The sequence below is a fragment of the Acidithiobacillus sp. HP-11 genome (assembly GCF_015100075.1).
GTDB classification, from domain to species: domain Bacteria; phylum Pseudomonadota; class Gammaproteobacteria; order Acidithiobacillales; family Acidithiobacillaceae; genus Acidithiobacillus; species Acidithiobacillus thiooxidans.
In genome coordinates this window covers 23377-46403 of sequence record NZ_JACKYY010000018.1, presented here as the reverse complement: position 1 = coordinate 46403, position 23027 = coordinate 23377, and the positions used below count along the sequence as shown (strand labels likewise).

Genomic DNA, 23027 nt, shown 5'->3' with positions numbered 1-23027 from the left:
TCGCGTCTCAGCGTGCCCGGCAATCAGGCCCGCTCGACAAAAACCATGACATCCAGCTCGACTTCAGGGTGCAGATGGATACGGGCGGGGAATTCACCAATCCGCTTGATGGGGCCATCTACCAGACGAATTTCGGTATGCGCCACTTCATGACCCTGTGACTTGAGAGCAGCACTGATATCGTGCAAACCCACAGAACCGAACAGACGACCGTCTTCACCTGCCTGCAGGGCAATTTTCACGACGGCATCAGCCAGAGCGGCTGCACGCTGCTGGGCGGCCTGCAGGCGTTCCATTTCAACCTGCTCCAAAGCCGCCTTGCGCTCGGCAAATTCTTCCAGATTCCGTTGATTGGCCACTACTGCCTTGCCCTGGGGCACCAAAAAGTTACGGCCATAACCGGGTTTGACTTCGACAACATCACCCAGGCGACCCAGTTTGTTAATACGTTCCAGCAAAATCACTTTCATGTTCAATTCCTCCCAAAAATCCTTGCAAAACGTTCCTCAGGAACGTGGTCTCAATAGTCTTTGCCGCAGGTGAAACACCCTGTCCAGAATTCCCAGCACACTCAGCACCAGCAGCAACTGTGACAACAAAATCAGGGCAATATATAGTCCTAACAAGGCTATGGTGGGCCAGCCTTTGGCAGCAAACCACAAATGCACAAAGCTCAAGCCCTGCAGGAGGTACCAGGTCCCGACCAGCAGCGCCAGATTTTGCAGTGGCCAGGCCAATGCACCGTGGAGCAGACTAATGCCCAGCAGAGTTGCCACCACCAGCCAGATCAGCATACCCGGCAATTCCAGACTGCCATAAACGCGTTGCGGTCGATCCAGACCTTGATAACGCTCGTACCAACGACTGGCCAGCAATGCCGCAAGGGTCCATAGCAAAACCAAACCCGCTGCCATGATGCCCGGCAACAAGGGTGCCATACGCAAAACTGCCGCCATCTGTACTTTGCTGATCTCCTTGGCCAGGGGTTTCAGCATCTGCGTCATCTGGGTCTGCCAGAAATCTGGCCCGGCCCCCAGCGGGACTACCCACAACATCAGTACCAGAATCAGCAGAGACAAGCCAATCAGCACCCAGACCACACCACTCCACTGCGTATCCCAATGCAGCCCCTCACCCAACAGTCGCCCCGGCAACCAGGCCACCAGTGCAAATATCACCCCAAACCAGGGGTTAAAGGTAAAGAGCATACTGGCGATGCCGGCGATAACCAGCACTTCCAGACTTTCCTTGCGTCCTGCCTGTATAGTGACCAGAGCCACCAAAGCCACACAGTTCAAGAAGAGGGGCGCAGCCAGAAAGGGTACCAACCCGGCCAGACTGAACAGGACAGCAATACTTAAACCGGCTTGCCAGCGTCCGCTGAGAAACCAGCGCAGAACTCCGCCCTGTGGCTGCGCCGTCACCGCTCCGTCAGTGCCTTAACGAACGACGTATGGTAACAGGGCCAGAAAGCGCGCACGCTTGATAGCTGTGGTCAACTGCCGCTGATACAAATTACTGGTGCCTGTGATCCGGCTGGGGACAATTTTGCCGGTCTCGCCCACATAAGCCTGCAGGGTTTTCAGATCCTTGTAGTCAATTTCCTTGACGCCTTCTGCCTTGAAACGACAGAACTTGCGACGCCGGGTAAAATTTCCACCGCCACGTTTATCACCGTCACCGTCCCGATCTCTATCCCGATTAAATGCCATCTTGTCTGCTCCTTGAATCAGGCCGTCTCAACGGCTTCATTATCACTGTGAATGGATTCGCTTTCGCCTTCTTCGCTGTCGGTTTCGACGCGTTCCCGACGATCATTTTCGTCACGGGCCAGAAAAGACGCTTCGGTCACTGCCTCTTCACGCACCAGAATCAAATGCCGCAGTACCGCATCATTAAAGCGGAAAGCATCTTCCACTTCAGCCAGTGCAGCACCGCTGCATTCCACATTCATCAGCACATAATGAGCCTTATGGGCCTTTTTGATAGGATAAGCCAGTTGCCGACGACCCCAGTCCTCCAGGCGATGGAAATGACCGCCATCGCCTTCGATCATGCCGCGATAGCGTTCAATCATCTGGGGGACTTGTTCACTCTGATCAGGATGGACCAGAAACACGATTTCATAATGACGCAAACGTTGCTCCTTATGGTTCACTGCGGAGTCCGGACGCCCATCGCCCGAACAAGGAGTAAAAAATGGTGAGGGCGTATTCTAATACGCGACGCGGGAAAAACAAGAGCTTATCAGGATAATTCGGTGATTTCGCGCATACAGCGGGCACGCTCAGGGGCCGACAGGGGAATTCCGGCGGCTCCAGCAAGAGCGGCAAGCGTGTTGGTCCCGGTCTGCATTCCTTGATTTTGCAGGTGCTCAATGGCTGCATAGGCACCATTGGGATCATTGCAAACCAGGAGCAAATCCGCGCCCGCAGCCTGTGCCGCATCTACCCGTGCAGCCATGTCTCCCGCCACATGGGCACCCACCATACTCAAATCGTCACTGACAATAACACCTGTGAAACCCATTGCTCCACGCAACACGCCGTTAAGCCAACGCGAGGAAAACCCGGCGGGCTGCTCGGGGTCTATTTGCGGATACAGGCAATGGGCTGGCATGATCGCCGGAATGGCTGCCTGAATCATAGAACGGAAAGGCTGCAAGTCTTCCTCAATAGCGGCAAGTGGTCGATCATCGCGAGGCAAAGCCAGATGCGAATCGGCCGCCACAGCACCATGACCCGGAAAATGTTTGGCCACCCCCTGCAGACCGGAATCAGACATCCCCTGCCAAAGACGCGCTGCAATGGCACCCACCCAATCCGGGTTACGGTGAATGGCGCGATCACCGATCACCCGGGAAATCCCGCGATCCAGATCCACACAAGGCGTAAAACTGAAATCCACGCCAATTTCCCGCAATTCAGTGGCCAGCAGACGCCCCCAGTCATAAGCCAAAGATTGCGCCGCCTCCAGACCCAGAACTTCCGCCTTTTGGCCCAGCCTGGCCATGGGTGGAAAGCGTGTCACGCCCTTTTGGAGACGTTGCACCCGGCCACCTTCCTGGTCGATGCCAATCAGGAGTGGGGGACTGCGCAGCGCATGAATTTCCCGGCAAAGTGCCTGAACCTGTTGCGCATCTTCGCAGTTACGGGCGAACAGGATGACGCCACCCACCGCCGGCTGGCGAAGCCGCTCACACTCTTCAGGTGTTGGCCAAAGACCAGCAATATCCACCATCAAGGGACCACGCATGAGCAAGCGCGGTTCAGCGGAGTGGGGCATCCGGGCCGGTATCCACGATCGAATCGGCTTTTGCTGCAGAGGAGGCCTGAGCCGCTGCCTTACCCCCCTCCTTATCCACCTCCTCCTGCTGGACCAATTCCATATCCGGCGACATGGAAATCGGTAACTCAATACGCGGAGGCTGACTGGGAATACCGTGCACATGGACTGGAACAATCATCATACTGAAACCGTCATGCTGGAGGCGGTCCTGCACGATGAAACTGACTTCGTCATGGAGTAGACCATGGAAAGGCCCCTTACTCCGATTGTCAATCACCCGTCCCGCAAAAAAGATACTTTGTGGAAAGTAGCGAATAGCCACATCCGCCAGTTCTTCCATGGCCAGAATGCGGTCGGTGGAGTAGGTAGCAAACCAGGTGGCAGCCATCCCTTCATTACGACAGAAGGCCATATACTGATTGGCTTCTGCTTCCACATAAACCTTCAGGTCTTCAAGCGCCTTGATGCCTTTGAACTCACCCTGCCCGACAATACCGGCCAGCAAAAACACGTAATTTTTGACAAAGCCACCGACCATACGATGTGCCGTCAGCAAGGTATGCAAACCCAGGCCATCAAAGCGGCTCACAAAAAAGACTGCTGTTGCTCCCCGGGGGTCCAGGGGCAAATTGGGACCCGGTTCCAGATGTTCCGGCACCACGTCCAGCATGGTCTCATCCAGCTCAGCAGTAATTTTGCGGATACTTTTGTAGTGCCGATAAATCAGGTATCCAAGCCCCACTAAAATCGCCGTGACCAGCAGGGTAAACCAGCCACCAGCATCGAATTTTTCGAAAATGGTAATCGCCAGAATGGATGCAGTGACTATAAAACCGATAATGCTCATTGCAAGCCGGCCCTTCCAGCGCGGTTCATGGTGACGCTGGGTAAACCAGTGACGACTCAGCCCTGCCATGGTCAGCGTGAAGGTAATAAACACGTTGATACTGTAAAGCACCACCAGAACACTCACATGTCCGCCGGTAGCCAGTAAAATGGCCACCGCCGCAAAACCGACCAGCATTATGCCATTTCGTGATACAAAGCGATCCGACAAATAGGAAAAGCGTTCTGGAAGCCAGCGGTCTACCGCCATATTGGCCATGACAATGGGGGCGGTGATAATACCGTTATTAGCCGCAACAAATAGCAACATTCCTTCCGAAATTAGCGTAATTATCGTCGCCGTAGGACCGAAATGAATGCCGCCAATAGTCCAGTCGTTGGTGATGGCCGTGTAAAGGACGGCATTGAGGGTCTGCCCCTGATGTTCATGCACATGATACATGAGATAGAGAAATATCAGGCTTCCAGCCACCAGTGACAGGGAGGTGGCCAGCAGGGTCATAGTCCGCTGACCAGTCTGGATGCGCGGTTCGCGCATGATATGGACCCCGTTGGCCACGGCCTCCAGACCCGTATAGGTTCCACCACCCAGACTGAAGGCACGCATGATCAGTGCAGCAATGAATATCCAGCCATACAACTGGTTATCATGTTGGGCCCCAACTACCGTTTTGTGGGCAATACTCGGAAAATCGCCGACATGACTGACCAGACCAAAACCCAGCACGATGATATGCGTAATGATAAAAGCCATAAAAATGGGCAGGAGAATCTTGATGGACTCTTTCATGCCCCGCAAATTGCTTAAAATCAAAAAGAGGAGTACGGCTACATCAATCAGGATGCGCTCACTGTACCAGGAGGCGGGCAAACTGCTGAGTAATGTTTCGGTACCGGAGGCCACGGAAACGGCTGCGGTCAGAATGTAATCCACGATCAGGGCGGAACCGCTGACCAGACCGGCTATCGGACCGAGCAGCGTGGAAGCCGTATGATAACCACCGCCACCATCCGGGAATAAGGCAATGACCTGCTTATAACCCGCCGAGATGATGAACACTGAAACCGGAATACCAATGGCCAGGAAAACCGCGAGATACTCATGCCCCTTCAAGGCATAATAAATTTCCGGCGGGCCATAGGCGGATGAAGTCAAAGCATCTGAGCCAAGACCTACCCAGGCCAGAAAGGCAGCCAGAGACAAGCTTTCAAACAGTTTCGGGTTGAATACGTTTACGGCACGACGAAATCGGGGTAAGCGAATCCAGGCCATTCAGAACCTCCTCAACGGGGGAAATCAACAGGGGGCTGTAGCCCAATAAAAACAGGGAGCCCTGGAGTAGTTTCAGGGAAAAGAATGCATACATCCTCCGGGCTCATGCGAATACAGCCTGCCGAGACGGACTGACCGAGTCGAGCGGTATCGGCGGTGCCATGAATATAAATGTAGCGCCGGAATGTGTCGCAATACCCGCCGCGATTAACCCCGGATTCCATACCGGAAAGCCAGAGAATCCGCCCCAGTATCCAGTCCTGATGGCCGTTTTCGTCTGGATCCTTACTGGCATCATAGCAGTCTCCCGTCCAGCGGCGTCCGCGCAGAATGGCATTAGCTGGCAATCCCGCGCCAATTCTTGCCCTGACTTGATGCCAACCGCGTGGCGTACAGGCGCTGTTACGCCTTTCTCCAAGTCCGTTAAAGGCCGTTGAAATGGGATATCGCACTGTTTCGTGCGCGGCTTTCATAACCCGCAGGTTCTGAGTGGAAACATCCACCCAAAACCAGTTTACTGGCGTTTCATTTTTCAAAAAGGGCAATGGATTCGACATGGGCAGTATGTGGAAACATATTAATGACACCTGCTGCTTTCAAGTGATAACCACGCTCGTGCACCAGATATTCGGCATCCCGAGCCAGAGTCGCCGGATTACAGGAAACATAGACCAGACGCGACACCCCGGGAGTCAGGCTTTGTAACACTTCCATGGCGCCACTTCGGGGCGGATCAATCAGCATTTTGTCGATAGTTCCTGCCATCTGAAAGTCACTCATCCGCGCCTGGGTCAGATCAGCCACCTGATATCGGGCTTGCGCCGAGAGCCCATTGGAAGCAGCATTTTCCGAAGCCAGTGCCACCAACCGTGCATCGCCTTCAACGCCCAGCACATTCGCGCCCAAACGCGCCATGGGCAAGGTGAAGTTCCCTAAACCACAAAACAGATCAAGAATATGATCACCGGCCTGAGGACGGAGCAGAGCCATGGCACGACGCACGGTTACCTGATTGACAGACTGATTCACCTGAGTAAATACCAACGGATCAAAACGCATCCGCAGTTGATAATCCGGCAGTTCATAATGCAGGGCGGACGGTTGTTCGGGGATCAGCGGATGCAAAGTATCGGGACCGCGCGGCTGCAACCAGATTTGCAGGTCGTGATCCCGCCCGAATTGACGTAAATGCATGAGGTCACTGTCCGCCAGAGGACGCATATGCCGAAACACCAAAGCTACAGCGTCGGGGGTACAAGCTACTTCAATCTGGGGAAAATCCTGGGGAGACTGCATTTTGCCAATCAGGGCCCGCAGTTCCGGAATACGCTGGCCAACGCGGGGGTCGAGCACCAGACACTGATTCATATCGACCACGTAATTGCTACTGCGTTCTCGAAAACCCACAAGAGCACCACGGGTTTTGGGGGTCCGCACCGAAAGGCGGGCCTTGCTTCGATAAGCCAAACCCGGACCAAAAATGGGCGGGAGAATTCTCTGCGGACGCACTTTTCCAATGCGCCAGAGATTGTCCTCCAACTGCCGCTGCTTGATGGCTACCTGCGCGCTCACATCCAGATGCTGCAAACTGCAACCGCCGCACAATCCAAAATGAGGACAGGGGGGTGTTACCCGCAATGAAGAAGTTTTCAGGAGCGTGACCGTTTCGGCCCGTTCAAAAGTTTTGTGATTTTCAGTGCGCCGGGCCATGACCTCTTCGCCCGGCAGAGCGCCATCGACAAAAAGCACCTTGCCGTCCACCCGGGCAACACCCCGTCCTTCTGCATCCAGGCTTTCAATGTGTACCCGCTCAGGCACTGCATCACGAATAGGCTTAGGACGCGACATGCAGGTTCTCCGGCCACAAGTCCAGAAACTCGCGGATATGGGCTTCATCACGGCCCTGTAAATAGCTGCGCAACTGGTTCTGACACGTCTCATAAGCCAACTTGTCCAGATGCCCCCGGGTCAACTCAAAGCGCAAATGCAGCAGCGCAGTATTCAGAACGTCCACTTCGCAGTACTGGCGAATGGCTTGTTTTTCGCCCTGCTGATAATGATTCAGGACCTCCGCACCGCTCATGCCGAGTTTGCCCGGCAGCCCCAGCAACAGAGCCATGTCCTGCAAGCGCGCAACATTACGCGCCTGGTAAGCAGAAAGCACATCCATAAGATCCAAATGGCGCTCATGATAACGACTGGTGTAATTATTCCAGCGATAGTTGGGTTCGTTTTGCCCCTGTTCCCAGTACCGCGTTGCCGGAATGCCGTGCAAAAAAGCCCGATAGTGCAACACCGGTAAATCAAAGGCTGCACCATTCCAGGACACCAACTGTGGAGCGTGACGCTGAATCATCTGAAAAAAAGCATGCACTAGCGTCGCTTCCGGATCTTCAATTGCGCCAAAGCTGCTGAGTTTAACCTGATCGCCCTGCCACCAAAGCGCAGAAATGGCGACCACCTGATGCAGATAAGGGCGTAAAAACTCGCTGGCACCCTGAGTTTCAATTCGGCGTTGATGCTGCAGCAATTCGGCCACTCCTGCATCATCGGCAAGATCAATACCATGCAGGCGCCGACCTCCGGAAATATCCGGAATCGTTTCGATATCAAAAACCAGAATATTCTGCAAAATGGTGTTTATTTCTTCTGCCACTGACCGCTGGCGTTCTGATACCAGTATCCTGCAGGGGCCTTGCTGATCCAGGTCTGGGCAAAAGTCTGTTGAATTTGCCCTTCCCAATCAGGATGACCATTGGCATTGGCGATTTGTTGGTAAAGATTCTGCAAGGCACTGTTATTACTACTAACCAGGCCACTGAGGCCGGCGCGGGCCTGCAAAGGCACTGCCGAAGCATCATGGATGGCAACCAACCCGTTGGCCGTCCAGCCGACGGCACCGCTGTCAAAATAGGGGCGCATCTGCGCGGCAATAGATTCCAGCTGGGCCCGTGCGGCCTGCACCCCGGGACTGGAAGCATTCAGATCGGCTGCCGCCTCGGCTGGTGTACTCAATGCTGAAAAGCTCGTCGCCAGAAGATAACCGGCCACATGAGCCGGTGTCAGACGCTCAAAAGCACTGGGGGCTGGTGCAGCGGCGGGCGCAGCAGGAGCCACCTGAGCAGGCGCCGAAAGAGTGGGCGCTGTGGGCGTCGAAACGGCGCCATGGGCTGCTGCCTTGTACACTTCACCCACCACCTGATCAGCAAGACGTTTGGCAGCAGCTGCCGGAAAATAAATATTTACCGTGACGCAAGCCGAAAGCCCCATCAGCATGCCCAGCATCAGCAGTGCCTGCCAGGTTCGGTTTTTCAGCAAAGCTTGCTTCATCATTCTGTCTATTCTCCTGTGTGCATCTGCGGCCCGGTTTCCATGGCCGTTTTCAGTCTTGCCAGCAACTCATCCCAACTCACCCGGCGATTGTACCCCACTATATCCACCCTGGGCAGTCCTTGTCCCTGCAAAATGACAAAGCCACCATTTTCCGGATGGACGCCGGAAAGTTCTGCCACGCCATTAGATAGATCAACGCCCATCCCCAGATGACTGTAACTGAAGGTATTGAACATCCGCAAAAACATGCCCTGGAAGAAGCCGCTGATCCCGTCTCCCCCGCCCAGTTTGGTAATACTCTGAACCGCCTGATAACTGATTTTTTGGGGAACCCCAGGCGTCTTGACGGTTTCAAAATGTCCCTGAAAAGCTTCTGGAGACCAGTTCAACAAGTACAGATTGCGGAGATTTCCATCCAAAACCCCGCTGATATACCCAAAATGAAAAGCGTCCGTGAGCGGCTTCAATTGCAAGCCCTGAACGGACACGTTAGCCCGCAACAACGGCATCACGCCCAGGAAATTCTGCACCTGCAGGTCACTTACCCGCAGCTTGCCGCCAAAAATACCTGCACTTAACTCTCCGCTGGTCTGTATTGTCCCGGCGTGATACGTCAAGCGCGGAATGGAAGCCTCAATCGTGCCGGTGAAGGGCGGCCAGTGCATAATCTGCGTCAGGGATTTCATGCTCACCCCCTGCAAGTTACCCTGCATTGAAAAACCGGAATGGGGTCCCCTCCAATGACCGGAAAGCTCCTGAAAATGCAACACCCCACCTAGAAGGTGGAGATCCACCGGTTGTTGCAGGGCAAATCCTCCAGGATGCAACGCCACTCGCACGGCCAGCGGACCCAGAGGAATATGGTATAAAGTGGCACTTTGCCATTTAAAAACCGCCTTTTCCACAGGTACATTGGCATCCCAGGCGCCATGACTGAAGACGCCTGCCAGGCTCGTTTGTTGAGTAGAAAAATCACCGTGCTGTAAATCCCAATGCACAGAACGCAAAGCCGGGTTTCCCGCCACCGAAAAATGCAAATGACCCGCCAGCAAAGCCTGTGCTGCAAAACTGCTGGCTGGCAATAACGGTTTAATCCAGGTCGTAAAAAGGGGTGCCAAGGCGACATCTGCATCCTGCAAATGCCAGTCCAGCTTACTCCCCTGAACGGGTTCACTGACGGCAAATTTTGCAGTTCCCAGATTCGGCCAATTTATCTGACCCCGCTCCAGATGCCAGCTTTTTGCCGACTGGCGCCAGCGACTCTCCATGACGACCGGTCGCACCGGCGCCGCCCAGTACCAGGGACTCCATAAAATGCCCCCCTCGTCCCAACGCAGCTGAACGTGTCCCTGCCAGTGTCCTTGCAGATGCCCATCACCCGACAATTGTGCGGCGACATTCTGGGCTGCCTGCAACCCATCGGGACTACTGAACTGCCCTTTGTGCAGTTGCGCCCTGAAATGAACTGCAGAAATATGTGACCAACTAGCACCCGAAGAATGCATCTGCCAAGCGAGTTCTCCGCCACTTTGCCAGTGGGCCGGGAGCAGATGCAGGGCGGAAACCCAATCGCTTAAAGCGACTTCTCCCTGGGTCTGTAATTGCCAGCGACCTGAAGCCGCACTGCGCGCAAGCAGGGTCAGCTTGCCCAATTTTGCCCCCTCCAGTAGAAAGTGCAGACTGCCCAGCCCCCCGGAACGCAGCACCTGAAAACGTCCGGTACCTTGCAAAGCTCCCCAGGGACTTCCCGAAATCGCCAGGTGCAAGGCTGAACACGACCAACCCTGCTGGGTCTGCAGGACACAGTTACCCTGTATGGCTTGCCAGGGACGTTGTTTGCCAATCTGCAAGGTTCCGGCCAGGAATTCCAGACTGGCATTTTTCCGCGCATGCGCCCGCAGCACGACCTTCAGATGCTGCGCTTGCCAGGCAGCGCCCTGAACCCGTGCCGCCGTGATTTCCAGCGTTTGCGCCCATGCCGGACCGGATAGCAAAAATCCCGCACAAAAAAATATAAGCCAATACCTGAGTCTGAACCCGGTGGTCTTTGGCAGGCGCAAGGGCTTAGAATCCTGCATAAGCACTCAGGCCGGAAAAACGCCTGTACTCAGGTAGCGATCACCGCGATCGCAGATAATCGCCACCAAGACCCCAGACTCCAGGGTTTGAGCAACACGCAGCGCGGCGGCCACCGCGCCTCCAGAAGATATTCCGGCCAGTACCCCTTCATCACGCGCCAGACGCCGGGTCATGTCCTCGGCTTCCTCCTGGGTCACGTCTTCTATCTGGCTGACCATCTCCCGATGGTAGATTTTTGGCAAATAGGCTTCCGGCCAACGGCGAATACCAGGAATTTTAGCTCCTTCAGCAGGTTGTACGCCGACAATCTGAATATCCGGAGAGACCATCCGCAAGTAGCGGGAGGTACCCATGATCGTCCCGGTGGTACCCATGGAGGATACAAAATGGGTGATGCTGCCGCGTGTATCCCGCCAGATTTCCGGCCCTGTACTGAGATAATGGGCTTCCGGGTTATCGGGATTGGAAAACTGGTCAAGCATGAAGCCTTCTCCGGCGGCCACCATTTGCCGGGCCAAATCAATAGACCCTTCAATACTGCGTTCAGCTGGCGTCAAAATGACCTCAGCGCCATAGGCCCGCATCACCTGACGCCGCTCGATGCTCATGTTTTCCGGCATAATCAGGGTCATCGGGATCTTCCGCACCGAAGCCGCCATGGCCAGAGCAATGCCGGTATTGCCGCTGGTGGGTTCAATCAATCGGGTGGAAGTCGTGATGGTGCCGCGCTCCAGAGCCCGCCGGATCATGTTCATGGCTGGGCGGTCCTTGACGGAACCTGCCGGATTATTCCCCTCCAGCTTGCCAAAAATATGGACACCCGCTCTGGGTGTCAAACTCCTGAATTCGCAAAGCGGGGTATTCCCCACCCAATCTTCCAATCCGCCCATATGCTTCTCCTTGCCTGAACATGACGCCATCATAGACCCAAGCCCTAAACCGGGGCTATCCTGAACCCCCTTCAAGTCGGGATTGGAATCCTTGGAATGGAAAACAACCACACAGAAAGTCACGAGAAAAACACGGGTTGGCTGCGTGCTGGCGTGCTGGGTGCAAACGATGGTCTCCTTTCTACTGCAGGACTGCTCAGTGGAGTCATTGCGGGTCAGGCCAATCATGATCAGATTCTGCTGGCCGGAGTTGCCGCCTTGTTATCCGGAGCGCTGTCCATGGCTGCCGGTGAATATGTTTCCGTCAGCTCTCAGCGCGACAGCCAGAAAGCGCAGCTGCGGCAGGAAGCCCATGAGATAAAGCAAAATCCTGAACTGGAACAACTCGAACTTTGTCGAATTTATATGGACCGGGGCCTGGATGAAGCTCTGGCACGGCAAGTTTCTTTTCAATTGATGCAGCGTGATCCTCTTGAAGCGCATGCGCGGGAAGAGTTGGGCCTGACTGAAGTCGCTGAAGCGCGCCCTGTTCAGGCGGCATTAGCCTCCGCTGTTTCTTTTGTGAGCGGCGCGGTACCGCCGGTTCTGATCGGCGCTTTTGTCCCGCACGCCTATGCGCTACCCATGCTCTTTGTAAGCACATTGATTCTTTTAGTCATACTGGGGGTCATCTCTGCCAAACTGGGTGGATCAAACCCTTTGAAGGGTGCCTTGAGAATCCTGTTTTGGGGCACAGTCGCACTCGCCTTTACGGCACTGATCGGTCACCTTCTCGGTCAGGCTATCGGCTAGGACTATTTTTCGGAGGTATTCAGCATGCTGGAAGAAAACTCACTACCAAGATGGCATATTTATCCAGACCAGGAACAGATCAGTACCCATCTTGCGGCGGCCATCACCCGCATGGCGGCCGAGGCCATCGCCCTGCGCGGTGCTTTTCACTTGGTGGTAGCGGGAGGCAATACGCCACGTGCCACTTATGCCCGGCTGCCGTCCATGGGCCGCGACTGGCAACGCTGGCATATTTATCATGGCGATGAGCGCTGCCTGCCACCCGAAGATCCCGAACGTAATAGTCTGATGCTTGCACAAACCTGGTTGTCCCAGGTACCCATTCCAGGCGCCCAGATTCATACCATACCCGCCGAAGCGGGAGCCAGTAAAGCGGCCCGCCGCTATGCTGCCATTCTGCCCGCACAACGTTTTGATTTGGTTCTTTTGGGTTTGGGGGAGGATGGACATACGGCCAGTTTGTTTCCCGGACATGACTGGGGACAGGAAAAAGGCAGTTCTCCCACCCTCAGTATTCTGGATGCTGCTAAAGCCCCCCCGCAGAGAGTCAGCCTCAGCGCCTGGCGACTGCGCCACACGCACGCCCTGTTTTTTCTGGCCTGCGGCTCAGGAAAGCAGGATGCCATTGCTTCCTGGTTACGCGGTGAAAACATTCCTGCAGCGGTGGTGGGTCGTGGCGCGGATGTTTGGCTGGATATGGCTGCGTGGCCGGAAAGTCTGCCCAAGTAGTTTACTCTATACGAACCTCACTATAGGCGTGGTCAATCTGCAGCCGTCTTCTGCGACTGCTTAACCATAGAAAGCGCCGTTCCCACCAGAGCGCCAATATTGCCGAGATCGGAGGGAATCACCAAGCTGGTACTGCTCTTGGCCAAATATCCCCACTTTTCGATGTAGTCCTTGGCGAGCTGCATTTGCAGGGCTTCGTAGCCTCCGGGTTCACGGGCTGCCGAACCAATAACACGGATGGCTTCGGCGGTAGCCTCGGCAACCAGTTGAATGGCCTTGGCTTCACCTTCGGCACGCAATACTTCCGCCTGTTTGCGGCCATCTGCCACATTGATGTCCTGTTGCCGCTGACCTTCAGAAGTGTTGATTTGCTGCTGTCTTTGTCCTTCGGATTTGGCAATCAGGGCGCGCTTTTCCCGCTCTGCGGTAATTTGCAGTTCCATGGCGCGGATGATTTCCTGGGGTGGGGTGATATCCCGTATTTCGTAGCGGAGCACCTTGACGCCCCAGTTCAGGGCCGCTTCATCCACCGAAGCCGCCACCGCCGTATTGAGCAGCTGCCGGGAAGACAGGGCTGCATCCAGATGCAACTTGCCGATTTCTGAACGCATGGTGGTTTGTGCCAACTGGATGACCGCAGTAAAGGGGTTGCTCGAACCATAAGCCGCCTTGACGGAATCCGTAATTTGCAAATAGAGAATCCCGTCTACCGTCATGGTGGTGTTATCAAAGGAAATACAGGCCTGCGCGGGCACTTCCATGGGTACTTCGCGCATATCAAAACGAAAGGCCACACGGTCCAGAAAAGGAATAATAAAATTCAGGCCCGGCTCCAGAACAGCGTGATATTTACCAAGTCTTTCAACCACCCAGGCACGCTGCTGGGGAACCACCCGGATGGTGGTGCGTAAAATCAGAAAAGCCGCGACAATAACAATCAGGATGATGATGAGGGAGGACATAAAGACTCCTTGTCGGAGGGTTGCCGGGGTAGCACCCCTAAATGTAGCAGGTTATCGGTCTTGCCCACGATCACGGCGCGATCACCGGCACAGGGGGCCGGGCCATCATCTACCACCGCCATCCATTCGCTGCCCCGGTAACGCACCGTATAATGTTCATTCTGGTCAGGACCACGAATCACATCCACGCCCTGACCCAAATCAAAATCCGTCAGTCCCTGAGATTTTCCGGCGAGGCGGTGGCGCAGCCACATTCCGGCAGGCAACAACACCAGACAGAAGCCCAGAAACACCCAGTGCAAAACCGCGCCAGGCAGCACCAACCCGGTAATGGCGGTAAACAAGGCGGCTAGAGCCACCGCCGCCAGATAAAAAGTTCCGGTGAACAATTCGGATATTCCCGCTGCGAAAGCAATAATGACATAAATATAAAGCATGCTAATCACCCACGCCGGGAGTCATTCTCCTCAGTCCATTTGCAAAAACAGTGCTGCCAGGGGCGGCAGAGTCAATTCCAGTGAACAGGGTAATCCCATCCAGCTCCGCGCTTCGGCAAACAGCGGAAGGTTACCCACATTACTGCCCTGATACGCCGCTGCATCACTATTGAAAATTTCCCGGTAACGCCCGGACTCTGGAACGCCGATACGATAATTTTTGCGCAGTACCGGGGTAAAATTGAACACGGCCAGAATAAAAGCACCGTTGCGATCGCGGCGCAGAAAGCTGAGTATAGACTGGTCCGCGTCATGACAATCCACCCAGGCAAAACCCTCCGGGGCAAAATCCAGGTCATAAAAAGCTGGCAGGTCGCGGTACAGGTGCCCGAGATCCCGACTCAGCCACTGTATCCCCTGATGCCAGGGTATTTGCAGCAAATCCCAGTCCAGGGCTTTTCCACAATTCCACTCCGTTCCCTGAGCAAATTCATTGCCCATGAAATTCAGTTTTTTACCCGGATGAGCACACTGATAACTGAGCAGCAGACGTAAATTGGCAAAACGCTGCCAGGTATCGCCAGGCATTTTATCCAGCAAAGAGTATTTTCCATGCACCACCTCGTCATGAGAGAGGGGCAGTACAAAATTTTCTGCGTACGCATATAGCTGACTGAAGGTCAGATCATTCTGATGAAAACGCCGATAAACCGGATCCTGCTGCATGTAAGATAGGGTGTCATTCATCCAGCCCATATTCCATTTCATGGAAAAACCCAGCCCGCCCACATAGGTAGGGCGGGAGACCATGGGCCAGGAGGTCGATTCTTCAGCAATGGTCAAAATACCCGGATAGCGCTCATTGAGCACCACATTCATTTCCCTTAGAAAATCAATGGCTTCAAGATTCTCCCTGCCACCGTACTGGTTGGGAATCCATTCTCCCTCGTTCCGGGAATAATCCCGGTAGAGCAGGGAGGCCACCGCATCTACCCGCAAACCATCAATATGAAAACTGTCCGCCCAATAGCAGGCATTAGCCAGCAGAAAATTACGGACTTCGTTGCGGCCAAAGTTGAAAATATAAGTTCCCCAGTCACGGTGTTCACCTTCACGGGGGTCTGCATATTCATATAAAGCGGTGCCATCAAAACGGGCCAGTCCCCAGTCATCCTTGGGGAAATGCCCCGGCACCCAATCCAGCAGCACGCCAATACCGGCCTGATGAAAAGCATCTACAAAGGCCCGAAAACCATCCGGGTTCCCGAAGCGGCTGGTCGGTGCATAATAACCGCTGACCTGATACCCCCAGGATTCGTCCAGAGGATGCTCCATCACCGGCATCAGTTCGATATGGGTGTAACCCATGTTCTGCACATAGCGCAGCAGGCGTTCGGCAAGCTCGGCATAGCCCAGAAAGTCCCCTTTCTCGTCGCGCTGCCAGGATCCTAAATGCACTTCGTAAATATTCATCGGGGCGTGCTGCCAGTCGGCCTGCGTCCGCGCAGTCATCCAGTCCTGATCCTTCCAGACATGCTGACTATCCACTACCCGGGCTGCAGTACTTGGACGTCTTTCAAAAGCATTGGCATAAGGATCGGTTTTCACAAAAACCGCGCCGGACTCCCGGTGGCGGAGCTCAAACTTGTAGATTTCACCCAATTCCAGTCCGGGAATGAACAATTCCCAGAGGCCACTCATTCCCCGGACCCGCATCGGGTGATAACGACCATCCCAGTGATTAAAATCGCCAACGACACTGACCCGCTCCGCATTGGGTGCCCAAACGGTAAACAAAACGCCTTCGACACCTTCATGATAACGACTATGGGCACCCAGATGTCGATAGGCTTCATATAATCGGCCTTCACTGAACAGGTAAACTTCCAGATCGCCCAGCACCGGACTGAACACGTAGGGATCATAAGCTTCGTGTGTGCCCAGGGAATCCTGCCAGCGGTAACAATAGGGGGTGGGCAGGCTATCTCCGGTATGAATAAAAATCCCGTCGGGATGCTGCATGGTCATCAGCACCCATCCCTGCGGGGTTTGCAGCTCTACCTGAGCGGCCCCTGGCAGAAAAACGCGCTGCACAGCTTGATTGTCGTTACCGATCCGGTGCTGCCCCAACCAGGCGAAGGGATCGTGATGACGGGCCTCGCGAATGGCTATTTCATCATGATTCCAATCTTCGCCATGATTTTTTTTTGGTAATTTCGTCACCACAATCTCCTTTTCATCATTGTGATTGAGGAGCCACTCCCACTAAGAGCATAACACATCGCCGGAAAAGACCATTGTCCCCTTTGAGTGCTTGCCGACATCCTCCAAGTTCAGTACCTTTAAACCGAAAGCACGGGGGAATCCTGTCTATACTCCAGGTCAGGTGTAATACCAGTGCCCGACAAGGAGAAGAGCATGTCCGAAGAAAACCAGAGTGGCCCCAGCAATTCCCCGCGCTTTGTCAGTAACCTGACCAAAAATACCCTCGCCCTGGTCCTGGCGGGTGGTCGTGGTAGTCGCCTCGGACCATTGACCGACTGGCGCGCCAAGCCCGCCGTGCCTTTCGGGGGCAAATTCCGCATCATTGATTTTTGTTTATCCAACTGCATGAACTCTGGCATTCGCCGTATTGGTGTGCTGACCCAGTACAAAGCGCACAGCTTGATTCGTCACATTCAGCTGGGCTGGGGATTCCTGAGAGGCGAGTTCAGCGAGTTTATTGAAATCCTCCCTGCCCAACAGCGGATGAATACCGGCTGGTACAAGGGAACCGCAGACGCGATTTTTCAGAATATTGACATTTTGCGTGCCCATCGGCCGCGTTATGTGATTGTTCTCGCTGGTGACCATATTTATAAAATGGACTATGGTCAGATGCTCGCCGAGCATGTGCAAAGTCAGGCAGATATGAGCGTCGCCTGCATTGAGGTCCCTTTGGAAGAAGCCAAAGGTTTTGGGGTCATGACCGTCAACCACGAAGATCGGGTGACCGGTTTCACCGAAAAACCCAGCGATCCCACACCCACACCCAACAACCCCGACCGTGCGCTTGCGAGCATGGGTATTTATGTTTTCAACACGGATTTTTTGTATGAACAGCTCATCCGCGATGCGGACAGTCGCGAGTCCAGCCATGATTTTGGCAACGATCTGATCCCCTACATGGTGTCACGCTATCGGGTCATGGCTCACCGCTTCCGTAACAGCTGTATTTCCAGCAATGAAGGCAAGGCCAGTCGTTGCTACTGGCGGGATGTCGGTACGGTTGACGCCTATTGGGCTGCCAACATTGATCTGGTGCATGTAACCCCGGATCTGGATTTATACGACAGCCGCTGGCCCATCTGGACGTATCAGGAACAACTCCCGCCTGCCAAATTTGTCTTTGACGACGAAGGAAGACGTGGCATGGCCCTGGACAGTATTGTCTCGGGGGGTTGTATCATCAGTGGGGCTACGGTCCGTCGTTCCCTGCTGTTTTCCAATGTCCGGGTCAATGATGGCCACACCCTCATCGAAGATTCGGTGATTTTGCCCAACGTGCGCATGGGTGAAGGGGCTCGCCTGCGTAAAGTCGTCGTCGACAAGGGTACTATCATCCCTGACGGGCTGGTGGTGGGCGAAGATCCTGCCGAAGACGCCCGCCGCTTTTATCGAACGCCCAATGGCGTCACTCTGATTACTCCGGAGTTACTAGGCCAGCAACTACATTTTGTGAGGTGACCTTATGCCCCCCGCACGCGCACTTCATGTCATTTTCTGCTGGCATATGCACCAGCCCGATTATCGCAATGCAGATGGGCAATACGCATTGCCCTGGACGTACCTGCACGCCTGCAAGGATTATGCAGACATGATCGCGCATTATGAGGAAAACCCCATGGCTCGGGGTGTATTCAACTGCGTGCCTATTCTGGTTGAGCAAATTGAAGATTACACCAGCCAATTTGAAAGCGGGCATTTTCGCGACCCTCTACTCATCGCCCTGGCCAGCCCTGATCTAAAAAGTCTGAACAACGAGCAACGTCATCACCTCATGGAGCAATGTTTTCGTCTGGATCCGGAACATATGCTGAATCCCTTTCCCGGATACCGCCGACTGCATGAAATCTATACCATCATGCACAGTGATCCGGCGGAGCTTTCTGACTATTTGTCCATTCAGTTTCTGGCCGATCTGCTGGTCTGGTATCACCTGGCCTGGACCGGTGAAACGGTGCGACGCGGCAGCCCGCTCATTCAGAAGTTGATGGACAAGGGACACGGTTTCACGCTCGCAGACCGGCAGGATTTACTGCAATTTCTCGGTGAGCTGATCGGCGGACTGATTCCCCGTTACCGCGCCCTGGCAGAAGCAGGACGTATCGAAATATCCACCACCCCCTACTACCACCCCATTGGCCCCCTGCTGCTGGACTTTGCCGCCGCCCGGGAAGCCGTACCCGATGCGCCATTGCCCGAATCCCCTGAGTACCCCGGCGGGGTCGAGCGTGCGCGCTGGCATATTAAACGCGCTCAGACTTATCATCCGCAACATTTCGGCATTGCCGCCCGGGGCATGTGGCCAGCAGAGGGCGGGGTTTCTGCCGCCTTCGTCAAAATGCTGGGTGAGGCTCAAGTGACCTGGACGGCTTCGGGAGAAGGCGTACTCACACATAGCCTGCTGCGCAGTGATGACGACTCGGCACCACGCGGTCGGGCCGAATATTTATACAAGGCTTATCGCCTCGAAAATCAGGGACCGGCGCTGTTTTTTCGGGATGACGCGCTCTCTGACACCATCGGTTTTGACTATAAAACCTGGTTTGGCCACGATGCAGTCATCGATTTCGTGCATAAGCTCGAAGCCATCTGGCGCCAGACGGAAGATCAGGATCATCCCGTTGTCAGCATTATTCTTGATGGAGAAAATGCTTGGGAATACTACCCCTACAATGGCTACTATTTTCTTTCCGAGCTCTACCGGGCCCTTTCCAATCATCCCCATATCAAAATGTGTACCTTCAGCGACTATGTCCAGGACCATCCGGAAGCCATCAAAAGCATTCCGGATCTTGCCGCCGGGAGTTGGGTCTATGGCAATTTCAGCACCTGGATTGGCGATGGAGCCAAAAACCGGGCCTGGGATATGCTCTGCACCGCCAAGCAGGATGTTGACCAGCATTTTGCCGGACTCACCCCCGAACTGCAGGAAGAAATCACTGAACAGTTAGGTCGCTGCGAGGGCTCGGACTGGTTCTGGTGGTTCGGGGATTACAATCCTGCCGATTCGGTCAGGGATTTTGATCACCTGTTCAGGATGAACCTGCGCAAACTTTATAACCTGATGCAAATTTCTCCTCCAGAAACTCTCAACGAACCCATCAGTCATGGTGGGGGACCCACCGAATCTGGAGGTACCATGCGCCGCACCCAATGGAAGGATAAGCAATGACCCACAGTACCCCCCTCCTCCTGGGCGTCCACGCCCATCAGCCGGTTGGTAATTTTCCGCAGGTGATTGATGACGCCGTACTGCGCTGTTATCACCCCTTTCTTGAAGCCATGCATCGCTTTCCTGAATTTCCCTTTGCCATTCATATCAGCGGCTGGTTACTCCAATATATGGTGCAACAGCACCCCAACACCATAAAACTGCTGAAAGAGATGGTCACCCGCCAGCAGGCGGAGCTGGTGGGCGCCGGGGACACCGAACCGGTACTGGCGGCTATTCCCCATGCAGATCGCATCACCCAACTGGAGGCCATGGCCGACCGACTGGACAAAAATTTCGGACAGCGCCCGGTGGGTGCCTGGCTGACCGAGCGCGTTTGGGATCCCAGCGTGGTTCCTGCCCTGCAAGAGGCGGGAATTCAATATGTGATGGTGGATGATTATCACTTTCTCTGCGCTGGGGCCTCTACCGACCAACTCGGCAGTTTTCATCGCACCGAAGAAAATGGTCAGACTATTGATGTGTTTCCTATTTCCGAAGCCTTGCGTTATCGCCTGCCTTTCTCGGAGGCCGCTGCTGCAGTCACTTATATCGAAGAAATATCCGCGCATAACCCGGGCAGCGCCGGGATTTATTTTGATGACATCGAAAAGTTCGGGGTCTGGCCGGAGACTTATAGTTGGGTTTATGAAAAAGGCTGGCTGGAACAGTTTCTGCGGGGCGTCCTGAATTCTCCACACATTCAACCCATGCATTTCAAGGATTATCTGCACCAGCATCGACCCCAGGGTATGATTTATCTGCCCACGGTGTCCTACAGTGAAATGAACGAATGGACACTGGCACCGGATGCTGCCCGCAACTACGCGGCTTTTCTGGAACAGGAAAAGGCTGCGGGCCGCCTGGACTTACGCAAGCCACTCATCCGTGGCGGGATATGGAAAAACTTTCTGACCCGTTATCCCGAGTCCAACTGGATGCAAAAACGCATGCTGCAATTATCCCAGCGCTTTCATGCTTTGCCCAAGCGTCAGCAAAGTAAGCAGATGCGTGCGGATTTACATGAAACCCAAGCCAATGATGCCTATTGGCACGGGCTGTTTGGCGGCATTTATCTGCCGCACCTGCGCCGGGCGGTGTACCAGGCCATGGTACGACTGGAAGCGCAGCTCGATAAAATCCAGGAACGTCCGGGTTTACAGTTCATTGACGTGGATATGGATGGTCATGAAGAGCTGTATTATCACAATGACCATCAACAGCTAATCATTCGCCCGACGCCCTCCGGCGCCGTGGCCGAGTGGGATTGTTACAAACTGCATCACAATCTTGGGGATACCCTGGCACGACGCGACGAGGCCTACTACGACAAAATTCGTCACGGGGCAGTGGATCATGCGACTCCCAGTGAAGGCATTGCTTCCGCCCATGACCGCATCAGCTTCAAAACAGAAATTACGGCAGAAGATCTGCTTGCCGACACCGCCCCCTGTCACAGTTTTCAGGAGTGGCTGGATAATGTCGCAGTCACATATCCGGAAAACAGCATCGTTCAGGATACTCCCCACTTTACGGGCGGTGTCGCTGACAGCTGGGCAGTCAGTAAAGCCTACAGCCTCACCCATAAAGGACTGATGGTGCATTTCCGGATAGAATCACCAGCTTCCCAACAAAATGTGGAGTCTCACCATTTTCAGACTCGGCTATTTCTGGCCATGCCCAGTTGTGATGGGCCGGCGGGACAGTTTTTTGCGGATGAGCAATCCCAGGGTGGCTTCGGACTTCCCATCCAGGGTGAAAAAACCCGACAAATAGTGCTAGAAGATGCCGTAATGGGCGGTAAAATCACCCTCCATTGCAATCCGCCTGCGCGCTGGGAGGCTGCGCCCCATATGACCGTTTCCCAATCCGAGGCGGGCTTTGAAAAAATCATGCAGGCCCTGCAACTGGATTTTTACTGGGACCTGACGGCTGGCAAGACGCAACATATTGAGATACTGACGGAGATCATCGCCGATGACTGAGCAGCTGACCATTGGTGTTGATGTCGGTGGCACCAATTTACGTTTTGGGGTTTTCCGGGGCAATGATTGTCTGGACAGTATTCGCCATGAAGTCGATCTGCACGCCAAATGCGCTGCGGCAGCCGATTCAGAAAGCGCTGCCCAACTGTTTACAGATTTGCTCGAAGCGGGTATCGCCCAGCTTCGCCATCAATATCCGGAAATTGTTCGTGTCGGGGTGGCCGTGCCCGGTTTTGTGAATGCCAAAGGCGTATTACTGCAATCCCCCAACATTCCGCAACTCATCCACTTTGATTTGCAAAGCGCCGTCCAGAACGCCTGCCAACTACCCGTACTCATCGAAAATGATGCTAATGCTGCCGGATATGGCGAATTCTGGGAAGAAAAACAGGAAAATCCCGAATTGCGCGATCTCTTGTACGTCGGCTTGGGTACCGGTGTCGGTGGTGGGTGGGTCCATAACGACCGCCCCTGGCGCGGTGAACATGGAACCGCCATGGAGATAGGGCACATCATCGTGGTCCCCGGCGGAAGACGATGTGGCTGTGGTAATCAGGGTTGCCTGGAACAATATGCCTCGGCACGCGGAATCCAGTCCAGTTATGTGGAACTGACCGGCACAGCACCGGATACTGCCGTTATTGCCCAGATGGCCTGCGATGGGCGCCCCGAAGCCAGTCAAACCTTTCAGATGGCCGGTGATTATCTGGGACAAGCCCTGGCCAGCATTTTGAAGGTTGCCGATGTCCGGGTCATTCGGGTGGGAGGCGGGGTTAGTGCGGCCTGGGATTGTTTTGCACCAGCACTCATGCAACGCCTGGACGCCGATCTGATTCCCGCGCTACGCGGCGAGGTGGAAGTCAAACGCGGCAATCATGATGATCTCGCCGGAATGCGCGGGGTCGCCCTGCTGGCCGATCAGGAACTCAGCCAATAA

The 23027-nt window shown here is 54.6% G+C and carries 21 protein-coding genes; 6 read left to right on the top strand and 15 right to left on the bottom strand.

Annotated elements, in window-relative coordinates; genetic code table 11:
• Positions 1-23: 23 nt before the first annotated feature.
• From rplI to cysM, 12 genes are all read right to left on the bottom strand, one after another.
• On the bottom strand, positions 24-470 hold the full coding sequence (rplI, locus tag H7F08_RS07280) for a 50S ribosomal protein L9 (RefSeq protein ID WP_010637682.1): 447 nt from the start codon (positions 468-470) through the stop codon (positions 24-26).
• A gap of 36 nt (positions 471-506) precedes the next feature.
• Positions 507-1424, bottom strand: coding sequence for a DUF2232 domain-containing protein (locus H7F08_RS07275; RefSeq protein WP_010637681.1), 918 nt, complete (start codon positions 1422-1424; stop codon positions 507-509).
• A gap of 15 nt (positions 1425-1439) precedes the next feature.
• On the bottom strand, positions 1440-1712 hold the full coding sequence (gene rpsR, locus H7F08_RS07270; RefSeq protein WP_010637680.1) for a 30S ribosomal protein S18: 273 nt from the start codon (positions 1710-1712) through the stop codon (positions 1440-1442).
• A gap of 17 nt (positions 1713-1729) precedes the next feature.
• Positions 1730-2137 (bottom strand): 30S ribosomal protein S6, encoded by a 408-nt coding sequence (gene rpsF / locus H7F08_RS07265; RefSeq protein WP_010637678.1) that lies wholly within the window; start codon positions 2135-2137, stop codon positions 1730-1732.
• 110 nt (positions 2138-2247) lie between these two features.
• The gene (gene nagZ / locus H7F08_RS07260) at positions 2248-3285 is read right to left on the bottom strand and encodes a beta-N-acetylhexosaminidase (RefSeq protein WP_031571732.1); all 1038 of its coding nucleotides are present in this window, start codon (positions 3283-3285) and stop codon (positions 2248-2250) included.
• Positions 3269-5407 (bottom strand): APC family permease, encoded by a 2139-nt coding sequence (locus H7F08_RS07255; RefSeq protein ID WP_031571734.1) that lies wholly within the window; start codon positions 5405-5407, stop codon positions 3269-3271. Before H7F08_RS07255 ends, nagZ begins: the two co-directional genes overlap by 17 nt.
• 11 nt (positions 5408-5418) lie before the next feature.
• A complete protein-coding gene (locus H7F08_RS07250) occupies positions 5419-5964 on the bottom strand; it encodes a L,D-transpeptidase (protein WP_031571735.1) in 546 nt (181 codons plus the stop codon).
• Positions 5933-7255 carry a 23S rRNA (uracil(1939)-C(5))-methyltransferase RlmD gene (rlmD, locus tag H7F08_RS07245; protein WP_031571737.1) on the bottom strand — a complete coding sequence of 441 codons (1323 nt, stop codon included), beginning with the start codon at positions 7253-7255 and terminating at the stop codon, positions 5933-5935. Before rlmD ends, H7F08_RS07250 begins: the two co-directional genes overlap by 32 nt.
• A complete protein-coding gene (locus H7F08_RS07240; RefSeq protein WP_081577622.1) occupies positions 7242-8063 on the bottom strand; it encodes a 3'-5' exonuclease in 822 nt (273 codons plus the stop codon). Before H7F08_RS07240 ends, rlmD begins: the two co-directional genes overlap by 14 nt.
• Entirely contained in the window at positions 8048-8740 is a 693-nt protein-coding gene (locus H7F08_RS07235) for a DUF1318 domain-containing protein (RefSeq protein ID WP_010637668.1), read from the bottom strand. The genes H7F08_RS07240 and H7F08_RS07235 overlap by 16 nt, the downstream gene beginning before the upstream one ends.
• A 5-nt stretch (positions 8741-8745) precedes the next feature.
• The gene (locus tag H7F08_RS07230; protein ID WP_226852276.1) at positions 8746-10734 is read right to left on the bottom strand and encodes a hypothetical protein; all 1989 of its coding nucleotides are present in this window, start codon (positions 10732-10734) and stop codon (positions 8746-8748) included.
• Positions 10735-10824: 90 nt separating this feature from the next.
• On the bottom strand, positions 10825-11709 hold the full coding sequence (gene cysM, locus H7F08_RS07225; RefSeq protein WP_031571745.1) for a cysteine synthase CysM: 885 nt from the start codon (positions 11707-11709) through the stop codon (positions 10825-10827).
• A gap of 96 nt (positions 11710-11805) precedes the next feature.
• On the opposite strand from cysM, the gene H7F08_RS07220 reads away from it, so the two are divergent.
• Both H7F08_RS07220 and pgl read left to right on the top strand, forming a co-directional pair.
• Positions 11806-12501, top strand: a complete 696-nt coding sequence (locus H7F08_RS07220; RefSeq protein WP_010637662.1) for a VIT family protein — start codon at positions 11806-11808, stop codon at positions 12499-12501.
• A gap of 24 nt (positions 12502-12525) precedes the next feature.
• Entirely contained in the window at positions 12526-13230 is a 705-nt protein-coding gene (pgl, locus tag H7F08_RS07215) for a 6-phosphogluconolactonase (RefSeq protein WP_193640226.1), read from the top strand.
• A 32-nt stretch (positions 13231-13262) separates the two neighbouring features.
• Here pgl and H7F08_RS07210 read toward each other — a convergent pair whose 3' ends face one another.
• The 3 genes from H7F08_RS07210 to glgB are packed head-to-tail and all read right to left on the bottom strand — an operon-like array spanning position 13263 to position 16852.
• Complete coding sequence (locus tag H7F08_RS07210; RefSeq protein WP_024892873.1) at positions 13263-14192, bottom strand: SPFH domain-containing protein; 930 nt, start codon at positions 14190-14192, stop codon at positions 13263-13265.
• Positions 14168-14629, bottom strand: coding sequence for an NfeD family protein (locus tag H7F08_RS07205; protein WP_024892872.1), 462 nt, complete (start codon positions 14627-14629; stop codon positions 14168-14170). The genes H7F08_RS07210 and H7F08_RS07205 overlap by 25 nt, the downstream gene beginning before the upstream one ends.
• 30 nt (positions 14630-14659) lie before the next feature.
• Positions 14660-16852, bottom strand: a complete 2193-nt coding sequence (gene glgB, locus H7F08_RS07200; protein ID WP_193640225.1) for a 1,4-alpha-glucan branching protein GlgB — start codon at positions 16850-16852, stop codon at positions 14660-14662.
• Between the two features lie 195 nt (positions 16853-17047).
• Between glgB and glgC the strand changes: the two genes are divergently transcribed.
• Genes glgC through H7F08_RS07180 form a run of 4 tightly spaced genes read left to right on the top strand, consistent with a single transcriptional unit; the run spans position 17048 to position 23027 of the window.
• A complete protein-coding gene (gene glgC / locus H7F08_RS07195; RefSeq protein ID WP_010637652.1) occupies positions 17048-18355 on the top strand; it encodes a glucose-1-phosphate adenylyltransferase in 1308 nt (435 codons plus the stop codon).
• Between the two features lie 4 nt (positions 18356-18359).
• Positions 18360-20066, top strand: coding sequence for a glycoside hydrolase family 57 protein (locus H7F08_RS07190; RefSeq protein WP_193640224.1), 1707 nt, complete (start codon positions 18360-18362; stop codon positions 20064-20066).
• The gene (locus H7F08_RS07185; protein ID WP_193640223.1) at positions 20063-22090 is read left to right on the top strand and encodes an alpha-amylase/4-alpha-glucanotransferase domain-containing protein; all 2028 of its coding nucleotides are present in this window, start codon (positions 20063-20065) and stop codon (positions 22088-22090) included. The genes H7F08_RS07190 and H7F08_RS07185 overlap by 4 nt, the downstream gene beginning before the upstream one ends.
• The gene (locus tag H7F08_RS07180; RefSeq protein WP_193640222.1) at positions 22083-23027 is read left to right on the top strand and encodes an ROK family protein; all 945 of its coding nucleotides are present in this window, start codon (positions 22083-22085) and stop codon (positions 23025-23027) included. Before H7F08_RS07185 ends, H7F08_RS07180 begins: the two co-directional genes overlap by 8 nt.